The sequence below is a fragment of the Methylobacterium sp. 092160098-2 genome, assembly GCF_028920805.1.
Taxonomy (GTDB): domain Bacteria; phylum Pseudomonadota; class Alphaproteobacteria; order Rhizobiales; family Beijerinckiaceae; genus Methylobacterium; species Methylobacterium fujisawaense.
This window is the reverse complement of sequence record NZ_JAQPZJ010000002.1, coordinates 598,057-611,900: the sequence shown is the minus strand read 5'-3', so window position 1 is coordinate 611,900 and position 13,844 is coordinate 598,057. Positions and strand designations below refer to the sequence as shown.

14 protein-coding genes are annotated in these 13,844 nt (G+C 69.2%); 10 read left to right on the top strand and 4 right to left on the bottom strand.

Translation table 11 applies throughout. The features are described 5' to 3' along the window. Nucleotides 1-172: 172 nt before the first annotated feature. On the bottom strand, nucleotides 173-1,279 hold the full coding sequence (locus PQI07_RS28295; protein WP_274928274.1) for an HD-GYP domain-containing protein: 1,107 nt from the start codon (nucleotides 1,277-1,279) through the stop codon (nucleotides 173-175). A gap of 190 nt (nucleotides 1,280-1,469) precedes the next feature. Between PQI07_RS28295 and PQI07_RS28290 the strand changes: the two genes are divergently transcribed. From PQI07_RS28290 to PQI07_RS28265, 6 genes are all read left to right on the top strand, one after another. Next, on the top strand, nucleotides 1,470-2,159 hold the full coding sequence (locus PQI07_RS28290; protein ID WP_274928273.1) for a hypothetical protein: 690 nt from the start codon (nucleotides 1,470-1,472) through the stop codon (nucleotides 2,157-2,159). Between the two features lie 448 nt (nucleotides 2,160-2,607). Continuing rightward, nucleotides 2,608-3,051, top strand: coding sequence for a hypothetical protein (locus PQI07_RS28285; protein WP_274928272.1), 444 nt, complete (start codon nucleotides 2,608-2,610; stop codon nucleotides 3,049-3,051). Between the two features lie 116 nt (nucleotides 3,052-3,167). Continuing rightward, nucleotides 3,168-6,395, top strand: coding sequence for a PAS domain S-box protein (locus tag PQI07_RS28280; RefSeq protein ID WP_274928271.1), 3,228 nt, complete (start codon nucleotides 3,168-3,170; stop codon nucleotides 6,393-6,395). 39 nt (nucleotides 6,396-6,434) lie between these two features. Continuing rightward, the gene (locus PQI07_RS28275) at nucleotides 6,435-7,595 is read left to right on the top strand and encodes a dimethylmenaquinone methyltransferase (RefSeq protein ID WP_274928270.1); all 1,161 of its coding nucleotides are present in this window, start codon (nucleotides 6,435-6,437) and stop codon (nucleotides 7,593-7,595) included. A 56-nt stretch (nucleotides 7,596-7,651) separates the two neighbouring features. Continuing rightward, nucleotides 7,652-7,960 carry a hypothetical protein gene (locus tag PQI07_RS28270; protein WP_274928269.1) on the top strand — a complete coding sequence of 103 codons (309 nt, stop codon included), beginning with the start codon at nucleotides 7,652-7,654 and terminating at the stop codon, nucleotides 7,958-7,960. 96 nt (nucleotides 7,961-8,056) lie between these two features. Then, the gene (locus tag PQI07_RS28265) at nucleotides 8,057-8,869 is read left to right on the top strand and encodes a glycine-rich domain-containing protein (protein ID WP_274928268.1); all 813 of its coding nucleotides are present in this window, start codon (nucleotides 8,057-8,059) and stop codon (nucleotides 8,867-8,869) included. A gap of 18 nt (nucleotides 8,870-8,887) precedes the next feature. Here PQI07_RS28265 and PQI07_RS28260 read toward each other — a convergent pair whose 3' ends face one another. Further along, nucleotides 8,888-9,139: a hypothetical protein gene (locus tag PQI07_RS28260; RefSeq protein ID WP_274928267.1), complete on the bottom strand. Its 252-nt coding sequence runs from the start codon at nucleotides 9,137-9,139 to the stop codon at nucleotides 8,888-8,890. Nucleotides 9,140-9,378: 239 nt separating this feature from the next. On the opposite strand from PQI07_RS28260, the gene PQI07_RS28255 reads away from it, so the two are divergent. Beyond that, nucleotides 9,379-9,561 carry a hypothetical protein gene (locus tag PQI07_RS28255; RefSeq protein WP_274928266.1) on the top strand — a complete coding sequence of 61 codons (183 nt, stop codon included), beginning with the start codon at nucleotides 9,379-9,381 and terminating at the stop codon, nucleotides 9,559-9,561. A 135-nt stretch (nucleotides 9,562-9,696) separates the two neighbouring features. Then, nucleotides 9,697-9,939: a hypothetical protein gene (locus PQI07_RS28250; protein WP_274928265.1), complete on the top strand. Its 243-nt coding sequence runs from the start codon at nucleotides 9,697-9,699 to the stop codon at nucleotides 9,937-9,939. A 20-nt stretch (nucleotides 9,940-9,959) separates the two neighbouring features. On the opposite strand, the gene PQI07_RS28245 is transcribed toward PQI07_RS28250, so the two are convergent. Together PQI07_RS28245 and PQI07_RS28240 are read right to left on the bottom strand one after the other, a co-directional pair. Next, a complete protein-coding gene (locus tag PQI07_RS28245) occupies nucleotides 9,960-11,246 on the bottom strand; it encodes a Y-family DNA polymerase (protein WP_274928264.1) in 1,287 nt (428 codons plus the stop codon). A 51-nt stretch (nucleotides 11,247-11,297) separates the two neighbouring features. Next, nucleotides 11,298-11,735 carry a LexA family protein gene (locus PQI07_RS28240; protein ID WP_274928263.1) on the bottom strand — a complete coding sequence of 146 codons (438 nt, stop codon included), beginning with the start codon at nucleotides 11,733-11,735 and terminating at the stop codon, nucleotides 11,298-11,300. Nucleotides 11,736-12,176: 441 nt separating this feature from the next. Between PQI07_RS28240 and PQI07_RS28235 the strand changes: the two genes are divergently transcribed. Continuing rightward, entirely contained in the window at nucleotides 12,177-12,653 is a 477-nt protein-coding gene (locus tag PQI07_RS28235; protein ID WP_274928262.1) for a Ros/MucR family transcriptional regulator, read from the top strand. 442 nt (nucleotides 12,654-13,095) lie between these two features. Beyond that, nucleotides 13,096-13,800 (top strand): EF-hand domain-containing protein, encoded by a 705-nt coding sequence (locus PQI07_RS28230; protein ID WP_274928261.1) that lies wholly within the window; start codon nucleotides 13,096-13,098, stop codon nucleotides 13,798-13,800. The last annotated feature ends 44 nt before the right edge of the window (nucleotides 13,801-13,844 follow it).

Here is a 13,844-nt window from a genome sequence, read left to right as displayed (position 1 = left end):
GGCGAGGATTGCCCGACTTGAGTCCGGATCCGCATGCTTGGCAATGCGGGCCACCGCGGGCGGGAAGCCGCAGGCGCATGCGACCCGTGCGCGTGCCGTTCCTCCATCGCGGCCCGACGAGGTCCGACCGCATCCTTCGAGCGGGCGGACCGGCCACCGGGCGAGGGCGCGGCTAGTGCGGGCCCATCCCGAAGGACGCCGGGCCGGGTCGCGGCGGCTCGGGGGCGAACGTACGGGCGAACATGGCGACGATCGCCCCCTCCAGGTGCCCGGCCGCCGCCTCCCGTTCCAGCTCGGCCAGAGCCGCCGGGATGTCGTAGGACGGGCGGGGCGGACGGGGCGCCACCAGCGCCGCGTAGACGTCGCAGACCGAGACCAGCCGCACGAAATCGCCGATCTCGTCGCCCCTCAGGCCTTCCGGATAGCCGGACCCGTCCAGCCGCTCGTGATGGCTCCTGGCCACGTCCAGCATCGCCGGATCCGAGACTCCTGCGTCCTTCAGCATCTGGTGGCCCAGGCTCGCATGCGTCCGGACGATCGAGACCTCGTAGGGCTCGAGCCTTCCGGCCTTGCGGAGGATCGAGATCGGTATCTTCGCCTTGCCGACGTCGTGGACCAGGGCGGCCCTGGTCAGGCGCAGGCGGTCCGCCGCCGGAAATCCCAATGTCGAGGCGAACGCCGCCGCGAGGCCGGCCACCATCAGGGAGTGCTGGTAGATGCGGTCGTCGTAGGCCCGCACGGCATCGAGCCAGTTGGCGATGCCTCCCTGCTCGATGGCCGCGAGCACCGTCCGCGTTCCGGCCTCGACCACCCGCTGGTCGATCCTGGTGCCGGCATTGGCCGCTTCGAAGATGTTGGCGAGCGCGGCGCAGGCGCCCTGCGCACCCAGGACCGCGGCCCGCATGCGTTCGTCGACGCCGTCGGGCCGGGCCACGGCGAGCTGGAGCAGCCGGCCGGCCACGGCGGGCGGCTCGATGCCGGGGTGGAGGAACATCGTGCCTCCGACCGCCTGGGCCTGCACGCGTCCGCGCCGGTCGTCCGTGCGCATCACGATGAGGATCTGGGTGCCGGGGGGACAATGGGCACGCAGCGTGCGCAGGTAGGCGACGGATCCGGAGACGTCGAGCGACATGTCCACGACCAGGGCGAAGGTCCCGCCCTCGTCGGTGAACTCGTCGCCGGGCCGCAGGACCACGCACCCGAAGTGACGTCCCACCGCCTCCCTGAACCCATCGCTCGCGTCGTCACGGTCCGTGACGACGATCACCTCTGCCGGCATTCGATCCCTCCAATCCCTCGAGGGGTGTCGCGCGTATGTTTTCGTACCGTGATGCTTGAGAACGGATTAACGGCCGCACCGCAAGCCTGCGCCGGTCCTTCGTATCATCCGAACGGAACCGGTGCGCGGTCGACCGAAGGAATCGTTAAAAGGACTTGAAGGAATGAACGGTTCGGACGATCTTGGCCGCATGTCAGCCTTCGACGAACTCTCCCGGCCGCGTGCGCCCGCACGGCTCGGCCTCTCCCTTCTCGGCCTCGCGGTCGTGGCCGGCCTCGTCTCCCTCTCGGGAGGCGTCCCGCGGACCGGTGGCGCCCCAGCGCCAGCGGACGAGGCCGTGCTGATCTACGGCGGGACCTTCTACCGCTTCGAAGCGTCGTACATCGTGAAGGAGACGGGCGAACCCCTCTCCGTCGACGTCGTCGTTCCGTGCCAGAAGACGCTCCTCCGCTACAAGGACCACGGTCGCCTGCGGTCCACCGCCGTCGACGCCGACTCTCCGAACCCCTGGCTGACCACCGCGCACGCCCGGATGGGCAGTCTCGTGGTGACGATTCCGAACCTCTGCGAGGAGAAGGACGGCGTCCGCCTCGGCCGCGGAAAGACCACCCCCGCCGCCGTCTGGTATCCCGGCGCCGACCAGATGGGGGACGCCGCGGCCGCTGCGGACCAGGGCGACTACGCGTCTCCCAAGTCCAAGGTCGAATTCCTCAACGCGGCCGTGGTGCCGGCCGGCTTCTACCAGTACGCGGCCTTCGTACGGCATCGCGCCGACGCGGCGCCGACGGCGGGGGAGGCGACTCCCTTCGGCTATTCGGAGGCCCAGGTCGCGGCCGGGATGCCTGCCAAGCCCATGCGGGTCGAAGCGCACGCCGAATAGGATCGGAGGCGCCCGGAGCCGCCGACGCCTGCCCGGGCGGATCATGAAAGGAGGCCGGCGGATCGACATCGACCTCTTCGCCGATGGCACTGCATGGCGCACGAAAAGAAAAGGCCGCCTCGCGGCGGCCCGAAGTCTAGGGAGGATGCCCTGAGAGAGGGCGTGCGGGGCTCGACGCCGTCGCGACCCGCTCACAAGACATCGCCCGATTTGTTGCACGGTGCAACCGCCGTTCCTTCGATCGGCCTGATCACGACCGCGGTGTGTCAATCCGGCATCATTCCTTCGTCGTGCCAGAGCGGACGGGAACCAGGCGGACAAACGGTGCCTTAACTCTTCCGCGCGGGAGGTGTGGACCCGATCTCTTCGGAACGCCGCCGGAGCTTGCACCTGCGGATGCCCCCTCGCACGGTCGCCGCCTGTCGGGCTGCCCGACGGAGATCCGTCCATGCGTCGTCTCGGTATCATCCTCGCAACGATCTCGCTGTCGTTCGCGGCCCCGGCCGCGGCCCAGACGGTCGATTTCGACCGGGTTGCGGGCGACGCGGCCCGAAAGGCCACCGCGCTCTACCTGCACGAGGGGCTCGCCGGGCTGCGGGACGCCTTCGACGGGTGCATGCGCGATACGGCGCGATCGAAGAAGGCGGCGGCCGCGACGAGCTGCGCGGCGATGGGCTGGACCATGGTGTACCTCGACCTGCTCGCGGTGGACGCGCTGCACATACCTCCGACCATCGACGTGGACGGAACGTCGACCCGCATCTCGGCCGCGATGGTCGCCGCGGGTCTGACGGCCTCCGACGCCCGCCGGCTCCGCCCCTTCGTCGTCCAGTTCGTCGATCTGGGGCTCCAAGCTCGGCCCGAGCCCGCGAGAGCCGGCGGCCGAACTTGAGCCGGACGCCTCCATCCCACATTGGTGCCCCGCCCACCCGGCCGGGTCGGGCGAGTCCGACGGCCCCCGGGAGGGACCCGCGGGACCGCTCCGGCGGACGCGTTTGCGAAAGACCGATGGCGGTTAGAGCGGCTGAAAGCGGCGACGGGACATGCGCGACGGGGGGCTCGGCCGGATGGCTCCGCCGCCAAGCGGCCGGCGTTCCCGGATTCGTCGCCCTCTGCATCTTCGTCTTCGCGGCCTCGTGGTGGGGCATCGTCTCCCATCATGCCGGCCGCGTCGCCTGCATCTGGCTCGCCAACCCCGTCGTTCTGTCGGTTCTGCTGCGTTCGCCGGCATCCCGTTGGCCGCGCTGGATCGGCGCGCTCGTCCTCGGAAACTTCTGCGCCGATCTCACGGCGGGCGACGACCCTGCGCTCGCGGCGGGACTGACGGCCGCGAACACCGTGGAAGTCCTGCTCGGAGCGGGCATTCTGGGCTCCATCTTCGGGACCGGCATCGATCTGACACGGATCCGCGACCTCAGATGGTTCGTGCCCGCCGCGGCATTGTTCGGGCCGGCGGCCTCCGGCCTCGCGGCGGCCGTCATCCTTCACGCCCGCGGGGAAAGCTTCGGGGCGGCATGGCTGACGTGGTTCTCCGCCGACGCCCTGGGCATCCTGACGGTCACGCCCCTGATCTGCATCTGCACGCCGTTGCGGCTGCGGGACGTTCCCCCCGCGACCCGACGCGAGATCGCCGCATGGACCTTCGTCCTCGCCGGCGTCCTCGGGATGGCGTTCAGCCAGAGCACCTACCCGATCCTCTTCCTCCCGGTGTCGATCCTCGTCCACATGGGTCTGCGCACCGGGCCTCTCGGAGCGGTCATCGGGATCGGGGCAACGGCGGTCGCCGCGTACGTCATGACCTTCAACGGGCTCGGGCCGATCGCGCAGGTGAACCCGTCGAACGAGAGCCAGGTGCTCGTCCTGGAGGCGTTCCTCGCCGGGACTGTTCTCGCCGTCCTGCCCGTGGTGGCTGTCCTCGCGGACCGGTCGCGGCTGGAGCGCCGGCTCCAGGAGGCCGAGACCCTGTTCAGGGGCGTCTTCGAGAACTCGCCCGAGATGCTGTTCGTCCACCGCCGCGGCCCGGACGGAAGGCCCGTGATCGAGGCGTGCAATCAGGCCGCGGCCGACCACCTCCACGTCTCCCGCGCCGTCCTGGAAGGCAAGGCCGTCGAGGCGATCCTGGGAGCCGAGGCCTCTCTTCCCGTGCTGGAGGCCGTGGAGGCCGTGTTCGCCGGATCCGGACCGATCCGGCAGCAGGTCACCTACGCGTCTGCCACCCGCGGCCTGGTGCTTGAGAAGATCCATGTCCCACTGCACGACCCGGGATCCGGCGAGGTGGTCCGCGTCGTGGCCAGCATCCGCGACGTCACCCACATCGCCGAGGCGGAAAGTGCCCTGCGGGCCAGCGAGGCCCGCCGACGTCTTCTGGCGGACAATACGAGCGACCTGATCGTCGAGCTCGATCTCGAGGCGAACCGGACCCACATCTCGAGATCGTGCCGGGAGCTTCTCGGATACGAGCCCGAAGAGCTGATCGGCTCCTCGCCGTTGGAGAACGTCCACGCCGACGACCTCCCCTCCATGGTACGCTGCATCGGCGAGCTCAAGGCTGGCAACGACCGCGCGACCTCCACGCACCGGTTGCAGCACAAGGATGGCCGCTGGGTCTGGTGCGAGTCGCATTGGCGTCGCGTGCGGAACGACGCCGGCGAGGACGTCGGCTTCGTGGCGTCCGTCAGGAACGTCGAACAGCGCAAGAGCGCCGAGAAGGAGCTGGTCCAGGCCCGGATGGATGCCGAGCGCGCCAAGCGCGATGCGGAGCGTGCAAGTGCCGCCAAGAGCGAGTTCCTGGCCACCGTGAGCCACGAGATCCGGACGCCCCTGAACGGCATAGCGGGCTACACGGGCCTTCTCCTCAAGGACGCGGACCTGACGCCCACCCAGGCGCGCTACGCCGACCGCATCCGGACCGCCAGCGCCGCCCTCAAGACCGTGGTCGACGACATCCTGGACTTCTCGAAGATCGAGGCGGGACAGATCGCGCTCGATCCCGTCGCCTTCCGGCCGAGGAAGCTGATCGACGACGTGATGTCGATCGTCCGAGGCTCGTCAATAGGCAGGGGCCTCAGGCTTGAGAGCCGCGTGACCCCGGATCTGCCCGAGCTGGTCCTGGGCGACGAGAACCGCCTGCGTCAGGTTCTGCTGAACCTTCTGAACAACGCCGTGAAGTTCACTCCCGCGGGCGAGGTCGTGCTCCACGTGGAGGACAGGGGGCCCGACAGGATGGGGCGCCGCATCCGCTTCCGCGTCCGCGACACGGGCATCGGCATCGCGCCCAATCAGCAGGCGCGACTGTTCCAGCGGTTCTCCCAGATCGACGGAACGATCGCCCGCCGCTACGGCGGCACCGGCCTGGGTCTCGCCATCAGCCAGCAGCTCGTCGGGCTCATGGGCGGCGAGATCAGCGTCGAGAGCCGTCAGGGGCAGGGCTCCGAGTTCTCGTTCGAGATCGCGTTCCAGCCAGCGACCGAGGCGGATGTCGACTACGGCAGCGTGCGCCCGCAGCACGAGGAATGCCGACCGCGCAGGATCCTCGTGGTCGAGGACGTCGAGGTGAACCGCGAGCTGGCGCTGACGGTGCTGCGGGCGGCCGGGCACGCCGTCGAGGCCGCCGTCGACGGCGTCGAGGCGGTCGAGAAGGCCGGGCGGAACGAGTACGACCTGGTCCTGATGGACATCCAGATGCCGGGCATGGACGGCATGGCCGCGACGCGCGGCATCCGCGCTCTGGGCGGCAGCCGGTCCGAGCTTCCGATCGTCGCGATGACGGCCAACGTGCTCCCCGACCAGATCGACGCGATCCGGGCCGCCGGCATGAACGACCACGTCGGAAAGCCGTTCGAGCCGCAGGATCTCGACCGCGTCATCGCCCGGTGGACGGGCCGCGCCGATCGGTCCCGCGAGACGGCCGACGCGATCTCCGAGCCTTCGACGTCGGTCTTCGGCAAGCTCGTGTCCGCCGTGGGTCGCGAAACCTGCATGCGGCTGCTCGACTCCTTCGAGCACGATCTGCGGGAGAGCTTCGTCGAGGAGCAGCCGGACCGCGACGCCCTGGCCAGGGACGCCCACGCTCTGAAGGGTGAGGCCGGGCAGCTGGGGTTCGCCGAACTCGCCGACGCATGCAGGGATCTGGAGGAGGCCTGCCTCGAAGGCCGCGAGCTTGCGGGGCCCATGGCCCGCGCGCGCACCGCCCGGGAACGTGCGCTCGAGGCCATCGACACCTTGCGCGCCGCCTGAAGCCGGGCGATCTCGTACGAAGCAATGACGGGACCGACCTTGACCATCACACAGATCTCTCATCACGACCTCGACGGCTACGGGGCGTGCATCGTGGCCGGCTTCTTCGCCGACGTCGGGCGGATCGTGCACGTGCCGCGATACTCCGATGTCGGCGCCGTTCTGGACCGGGAGGCCGAGCGTCTCGCCCGGGCGCGCGATCCCGAGCTCCTTCTGATCACCGACCTCAGCCTGGAAGGCGACGCGGTCCGGTTCATCAAGGGCTTCGCCGCGGCGAACCGGAAGCGCCCCGAGGAGCGGAGACACCGGCTCGTCGTCCTGGACCACCACGTCTCGTCGATCGAGAACCTGAAAGCGCAGGACCTGAACCCGACACCTTCCGAGGACGGCCGGACCGCCTTGTTCGACCTCGGCGATCCCGGGATCCACGTCGGCATCGACGACGGACGGTGCGCGACGCGGCTCGCGTTCGAGTGCAGGACCCTCTTCTCGGACCGCGAGGTGACGGCCGACCTCGAGCGGCACCTGCGCGCGCTGGTCGATGCCGTCGACGCCTACGATCTCTGGCGGAAGACCGACCCCGCCTTCCGCAACGGCGTCATCCTGAACGAGACCTTCTGGGACAGCGCCGTCGCCTACGTCCCCGCCGGCCATCCCTGGCACGACCGGTTCGTGGGCAACATCCTGATGGCGGTCGCGGCCCGCCTGCAGGCCGGCGTGCCGCCGGCCGACATCGAGCTGATCGTGCCCTCGCTCCGCAAGGCGGTCGTCGACGAACTGCTCCGCGACGAGCCCGGCGACGATCCCGCGCTGACGGTCAGAGCGAGGCTGTCGCTCGCCCTGTCGCGGTCGACGGAGCTCTTCAGGAAGCTGCCGGACGGTACGATGCTGTCGTTCGGTCTGGACGGCGGCGTCTTCCAGGCGGTCTCCGACCACATCATGGAGCGCGGGGACGCGCAGCGGGTGGTCAACGCCGGCCGCGGCGGCGGCATGTCGTTCCGCTCGCGGAACGGAACCGCCCTTGAGGGCGCCCGCAAGTTCAGGGGCGGGGGGCACGCGGATTCCGCCGGCGGGAAGCTGCCGAACGGATCCGCGTTCTCGATGGCGGACGCCGTCTCGCAGGTGGAGCCCGTTCTCTGCCCACCCAAGCCGAAGGAGTCGGACAGCCCCTTCGCCGCGCTGAAGAACTGGAAGGGCTGAAGGCCCGTGCCGTCGAAGCGGCGGCGGGAACGGACGATCAAGACGGAGTCTGGACCATGCGCATCGCGACGTTCCTTCTGACCCTCCTCGTGGCCGGTCCTGCGGCCGCGGGGGCGCTCCCGTTCGAGGGGCGCTGGAGCGGCGGTCCCGCCACCTGCCGTTCGCCCTTCAGGATCACGCCGCGAACGTACGCGGCGCCCGGCACCAAGCCCTCCCCGATCCGTACGGTCGAGCGCAGCCGCGGCTGGTGGCGGGTCGAACTGGAGGATGGGTACAGCGTCACCCTGATGGATGTGAAGCCGCGATCGATGACGTGGCATTCGCCGGCGTCGGGCGACTCGTTCCCGCTGGTCCGCTGCCCCTGAACCGAGCAGACGCGTCAACGCAACCGTTCCTTCGACCGGACGACGAGCCGGCTTCATGTCATCCGATCGTCATGAAGCCGGCTCTAGTCACGATCAATGAAGAACAAGAACGAACATACCGTCCAAACCGAAACTCCCGAAAACCGATACGCGCTCTCGACGCCGGACCTCTGGGCCCGGATCCTACCCTGGCGCGACCGCCTCGCCTCCGACGAGGCCTTCATGTCCAGGATCCGCGTCGCCCTCGCGATCGACAGGGCCGCCGCCTCGGACGCGCTCCTCGAGTACCTGCGCTTCGCATATCTCGCCTGGGTCTCTCCCACGGGAGCGACGCCCTCCAAGGCCGTCGACGAGGTCTGGCACGCGCACCTGCTCTTCACGCGGTCGTACGGGAACTTCTGCCTGGAGACCCGAGGGCACCTCCTCCATCACGAGCCGGGCGAAGGCGCGGTCGACGAGGCGCACTTCCGCGATGCCTACCGAGCCACGCTGGACCTCTACAGGGCCGAGTTCGGAGAACCGCCCGCCCGGTGGTGGCCGCAGCCGGTGTCCGCGCCCGCCCCCGTGGCAGCCGGCAGCTCGGATGCCTCCCCCGGCCTCGTCCTACTGCCGGGCCTCTTCCTCACCGCCATGGCCTGGAAGTTCCTCGGAGCGGAGGTCGGCCTCCTCTCGGCCGGCGTCGTGGTCCTGGTCAGCCTGATCCTGCTCGCTAGCTCGGCCACGCCGGCGAGCCCCTCCCGGAAGCGGGATCGAGGCGGAGGCTCGTGCGACGGCGGAGGCGGCCTCGTCGCGGCGGAGGGCGGCGGAGGTTGCCCCGACGGAGGCGGAGGGGGAGGCGGCGAAGGCGAAGGCTGCGGAGGCGCCTCCTGCGGAAGCGGATGCGGCGGGGGTGGATGCGGTGGGGGCTGAGGCCCTTTTTTTATGCCTTCATGCGGCCAAGCTCTCCTCGAAGTCGTCCGGAACCTCGCCAAACTTCGCGAGAACCTCGATGCTCTCGAGCTCGCCCGTCTCGTCGTCGGCGACCACCTTGAGGGCGGCGGCGCCCGGTTTGCGGCCGGCCACGGCCTCGGCGCGCTTTCTGGCTCCATGATCCGTGGTCGCCGGCTGGCGGTCGCCGGGCACAAGCCGCTTCCGCTTCAATTCGAACGCCTGGACGATGTACGTCGTCTTGTTGGCCATCACCTTCTCCTCGCGGTTCTCGTTGCACGGGCGGTCGACGATACAGCGCCCGCGTCACGCGACTTCTTCGCTCGACGTTTCGATGGGGTGCAGGACGTGCGTTGGCAAGGCGCGCCTCCCGTCGGAGCGACAATTGGTTCCTTCAGAGCGCACCCGACACCCGCCGGCGATCTCTCCGGAGGGGTGTCGCGGTCCACGGCTGCGCTAAGTATCCCGCCGATTTCCTCACGGAGGTGGAAGTGGATCACCGGGACAGCGGCGCGGTCGGCCGGGCCGAGACCAAGGCGGCCCGCGAGGCCGAACGGAGCGAAGCGGCCGCCGCGGTCTGGGCCGACGTCGAACGCGAACGGCGCGCGCGCGACGAGAGAACGGCGCGCCTTCGGGCGCAGCGGCTCGCCAGGGAGGCGGCCAAGGCCGAGTGAGTCCGGTTTCGGGGGAGGCGGAGCCGATCTTGGACGCCTACGCAACTCTTTGGGACGCACTGTCATTCCCCTCCGGCCTGGAAGGCCGTTTCCATGTCTGCGTTCGGTTCCGATCGGAGAGCCGCCGAGGGCGTGATGAAAAAGGTCCGTTTCCCCGCGTGGCTGGAGCGCAGGCGCTACTCGCCCTACACGAAGATGCGGATCGCCACCGGCGGATCGGCTCCGAAGGTGTCGGCGGCCCCCGCCGCCTCCACGTTCCCGGAGCGGTCCGGGAACGTGATCCCGTTCGGTCGTCGCACGCTGACGCCGGCGACGGCGGACTGTCCGGAGGTGTCGCTCCTGGTGCTGCCGCCGAGGAAGGCCAGGATCCCCGACTGAGCGGCTCCGGCCGCGTCGGGTCACGCCCGGACCACCGGCAACTCGTCGAGCCTCGTCGTGTAGCGCGGCGAGCGCATCTCAAACTTCGTCGACCAGGAGCGTTCCTTCTCCAACCCTGCGGAGGCCGGGACCACTGTGCCCCGCCCGAAGCGCCGGTTGCATGCGTCCATGGCTTCCATGAGCGCGCCACCGCGCTCGCGGTCGAAGTCGCCGATCAGCGCGCGCTGGGACGTTCCCAGAGGCAGGAGGTCGGTGGTGATGATGCCGGACTTCGACCATCGGTACCCGTCCCTCCACGCCCGCCGCACGCCGAACGAGGCCGCCTTGACCAGGACGAGGCTGTCGTTCGAGGCCTCCGGCAGCGTGACGACGGTCGACACCGACCGCTGGGGGCGGTCCCGATCGTGTTCCGAGGTGTGGAAGAAGACCGTGAGATGATCGGTCCCCAGGCCGCCGGCGCGCAGCTTCTCCCCGAGCCGCGTGGCGTGGGTCGCGACCGCCTGAAGCATGGTGTCGAGGTCCTCGACGCGGTCCGAGAAGGAACGCGTGACCGCGCATCCCTTGCGCGTCGGCGCCACGGTCTCGAGATCGAGGCAGGCGATGCCGCGCAGCTCGTACACGAGGCGCTCGCCGACGACGGTCAGCCGCTTGCGCACCGAGCGCGGATCCAGATCCCGCACGTCGGCGACGCTGTCGCAACCGATCTCCTCGAGCTTCCTCGCGGTCGCCGGTCCGACGCCCCAGATGTCCTGCAGCGGGATCCGCACCATCCAGGCCGCCCGCTCGTCCTCGTCCGTGAGATCGCAGACGCCGCCGAGTTCCGGGTGCTTCTTCGCGATGTGGTTGGCGAGCTTCGACAGGGTCCTGGTCGGCCCGATGCCGACGCAGGTCGGTATTCCGGTCCAGCGGCGCACGGTCTCCCGCATGTCCCGCGCGAGCTCGGAACGCTCCGACTCCCGCACGTCCGACAGGTCCACGAAGCTCTCGTCGATCGAGTAGATCTCGATGCGGGGCGAGAAGCGCCGGTAGACCTCGTTCACCCGGGCGGACATGTCTCCGTAGAGGGCGTAGTTCGAGGAGTAGACCCGCACGCCCTGGTTCCGGCAGAGCTGGCGGATCTTGAACCAGGGCTCGCCCATGCGGATGCCCAGGTCCTTCGCCTCCTGCGTCCTGGCGATCGCGCATCCGTCGTTGTTCGAGAGGACGATGACCGGCACGCGAGCGAGCCGGGGATCGAAGACACGCTCGCAGGAGCAGTAGAAGCTGTTGCCGTCGCTCAGGGCGAAGGATCGGGGCGCGGCGGTCACGAGGCCGCGCCTCCCGTGGCGGATGCCCCGCGCGGGCGGTCGGACACGGTCCTACCGGACGGCCGAGGCGCGACGGCGCGGGTTGATGGAGCCGGAGACCACGCCCCAGACCTCGACGATGGCGCCGGGCGGGAGATCGAACTCCGGAAACCGCGGATTCGCGAAGGACAGGCGCACGCGCTGGTGCCTTCGCGACCAGACCTTGAAGCTGCGTTCCCCGTCGATGTCGACGACCACCACGTCCCCGTCGGCGGGCTCGATGGACCGGTCAACGACCGCAATATCCCCGTCGAAGAGGCGCGCCAGCACCATGGAGTCGCCGGCCACGCGCACCAGAAACGTGGACGGACGGTTGGGTATCAGAAGGCGCTGGAGATCGATCTCCTGCTCGATGAAGTCGTCCGCAGGGGAGGGGAATCCAGCCTTCACCGCCCTGGCCAGGATCGGCAGCGGAACCTGAAGACCGGTTGGACGGGCGACTTGCAGCATGGGGCCTCCGATCGGCGCTTCGGGAACGAAACAAGAACATGGAGGAGGTCGTTCGGGCAAGCCGGATTCGGCGACGTTGCGACTGCATCGAAAAAGGAGTGTCGCGACCGATGGTTAGAGGCGTCGGGCGCTTGTGGATGGCTGTGGACGACGCCGTAGCCCGGAGTGCGGCTTCAAGCCCCGCCCGTGGCGGGATCGCGCGACGCGCGACTTCGAAGTGGATGAATTCCGGAATGGCCTGGAGGGCCCTCCTCGAACTAGCTTGACCGTATTCGTGGCGGGCGCGACCGCCGAATCTGCTTGGTTAAGGATGCATGGCCGGGTTGTGATCGAAGGAACCAGACTTTACTTCGCGGCCAACATATGTTGAGACCGCATCGGCGGCGCGATCTGCCCATCAGGAATTAGGCGGGCGCCTGACTATCGAAAGTGTATTCAGACATGATCAATCAGAACTCGGAATCGTCGCGCTTCATCGAGACGGCCGCCAATCTTGTCGCGGCGTACGTCTCCAACAACTCGGTTCCCTCGACCGAACTGCCCGCCTTGATCGCCTCCATCCACAACGCAGTCGCCGGTCTCGGCACCGGGTCGGTCTCCGCCGCGGCGGTTGAGGAGGTGGCCAAGCCGACCGCAGGCGCCATCCGCAAGTCGATCTCGGACGATGGCATCGTCAGCTTCATCGACGGCAAGTCGTACAAGACCCTCAAGCGCCATCTCACCAGCCACGGCGTCACCCCGCAGCAGTACCGCGAACGGTACGGTCTGCCGCAGGACTACCCGATGGTCGCTCCGAGCTACGCGGCGAAGCGCTCCGAGCTCGCGAAGGCGATCGGATTGGGTCAGGTGGGTGCCAGGCAGACCCAGGCGGAGGCGACCGTCGAGAAGAAGACCGCTCCGCGCAAGAAGGCCGCCTGACCTTCGGATCGGAACGGAAACGAACGGGAGGAGGCCCGTGGACGGAAGCACCGTCCGCGGGCCTTCTCCCGTTCGACGACCCGACCGCGACCGGACCATGGATGTCCGGCTTCCCGCCGGTCCGGAATGGCGGCCGGCTGCAGGCCCGCGCGCCTACTCGGGAGCCGAGCGTGTCCGACGACGCGTATCGGCCGATTTCCTGCCGAAGTCCCCGAGCATCGTTGCGCCGGTGCGTGTCCGGCAGCCGAACATCGCTGCCGATCGCGCACCGCTCCCGCAAGGGTTCGAAGTCTCGAGCTGATACGGCGATCATGCCGGGCAGATCGGTCGTTGGCGCGTCCAGCGGCTCGCCGCCGGCCCGCCCGAAGCTTCTCGAAGGATCCGCCCCCGAATTGCGTCTGCGAAGGAATGAACCTAAGCTCGAAGGAACGGGAGATACGAAATGCGCGCTCTCTTCATCGGTTCCTTCCTGGGTCTCGTCGCGGCGCCGGCTCTGGCCGCCGCAATGCCTGAGCCGCAGCCGCTGACTTCGACGGTCTCGGCGATCTTCGTGATGGCGGATGCGAACCACGACGGCGTGGTAGACCGGTCCGAACTCGAGACCGCGCTCGCCTCCTTCAAGGAGCAGGTCCGCCCCGGCTTCGAGCACGACTGGTCGGTCATGATACGCGTCGCGGGGGCGGATCCGCAGGCGGGCGGCATCGATTTCCCGGCGGCGGCTCGGGGCACGCTCGCCCTGTACGACCGCGCCGACGTCGACCACGACGACGTCGTCACCCCGCAGGAGATGCAGGCGCTGCTCGCGACGATGCCGGTAGACGAGCGCGAGGCGGCCGCGGAATTCATGTCCACCACGGATGCGAACTTCGACGGCACCGTGGACGCGTCGGAACTCGCGTCGCTGCGGACGGACGTCGAGACCTATCTGGCCGCCCAGGCGCGCGATCCCGACGCGGTTCCGGAAGGCGGCTCGGTGTCGAAGGCCGAGACCCTCCAGACCTTCCTCGATCGCGCGGATGCCGTCCGCGACGATGCCATGGCCCGGTTCGACCGCATTGCCGGCACCGGAACGTCGGTCAAGCTCGCGGTGCTTGAGAACGACGTCGGCCGCGTGGCCGAGGCGCTACCCCCTGCAGGCGAGCGCTGACGCGACCGACGCTCCCTCCGTTGGCAACTGGAGCCCGAGAGAAC

Excerpts from the sequence above, each read along its gene's own strand:
- PQI07_RS28260 (WP_274928267.1), bottom strand. The coding sequence starts at position 9,139 with ATGGCCAACAAGACGACGTACATCGTCCAGGCGTTCGAATTGAAGCGG.
- PQI07_RS28285 (WP_274928272.1), top strand. The coding sequence starts at position 2,608 with ATGCGTCGTCTCGGTATCATCCTCGCAACGATCTCGCTGTCGTTCGCG.
- PQI07_RS28265 (WP_274928268.1), top strand. The coding sequence starts at position 8,057 with ATGAAGAACAAGAACGAACATACCGTCCAAACCGAAACTCCCGAAAAC.
- PQI07_RS28280 (WP_274928271.1), top strand. The coding sequence starts at position 3,168 with ATGGCGGTTAGAGCGGCTGAAAGCGGCGACGGGACATGCGCGACGGGG.
- PQI07_RS28250 (WP_274928265.1), top strand. The coding sequence starts at position 9,697 with ATGAAAAAGGTCCGTTTCCCCGCGTGGCTGGAGCGCAGGCGCTACTCG.
- PQI07_RS28235 (WP_274928262.1), top strand. The coding sequence starts at position 12,177 with ATGATCAATCAGAACTCGGAATCGTCGCGCTTCATCGAGACGGCCGCC.
- PQI07_RS28230 (WP_274928261.1), top strand. The coding sequence starts at position 13,096 with ATGCGCGCTCTCTTCATCGGTTCCTTCCTGGGTCTCGTCGCGGCGCCG.
- PQI07_RS28295 (WP_274928274.1), bottom strand. The coding sequence starts at position 1,279 with ATGCCGGCAGAGGTGATCGTCGTCACGGACCGTGACGACGCGAGCGAT.
- PQI07_RS28290 (WP_274928273.1), top strand. The coding sequence starts at position 1,470 with ATGTCAGCCTTCGACGAACTCTCCCGGCCGCGTGCGCCCGCACGGCTC.
- PQI07_RS28270 (WP_274928269.1), top strand. The coding sequence starts at position 7,652 with ATGCGCATCGCGACGTTCCTTCTGACCCTCCTCGTGGCCGGTCCTGCG.
- PQI07_RS28240 (WP_274928263.1), bottom strand. The coding sequence starts at position 11,735 with ATGCTGCAAGTCGCCCGTCCAACCGGTCTTCAGGTTCCGCTGCCGATC.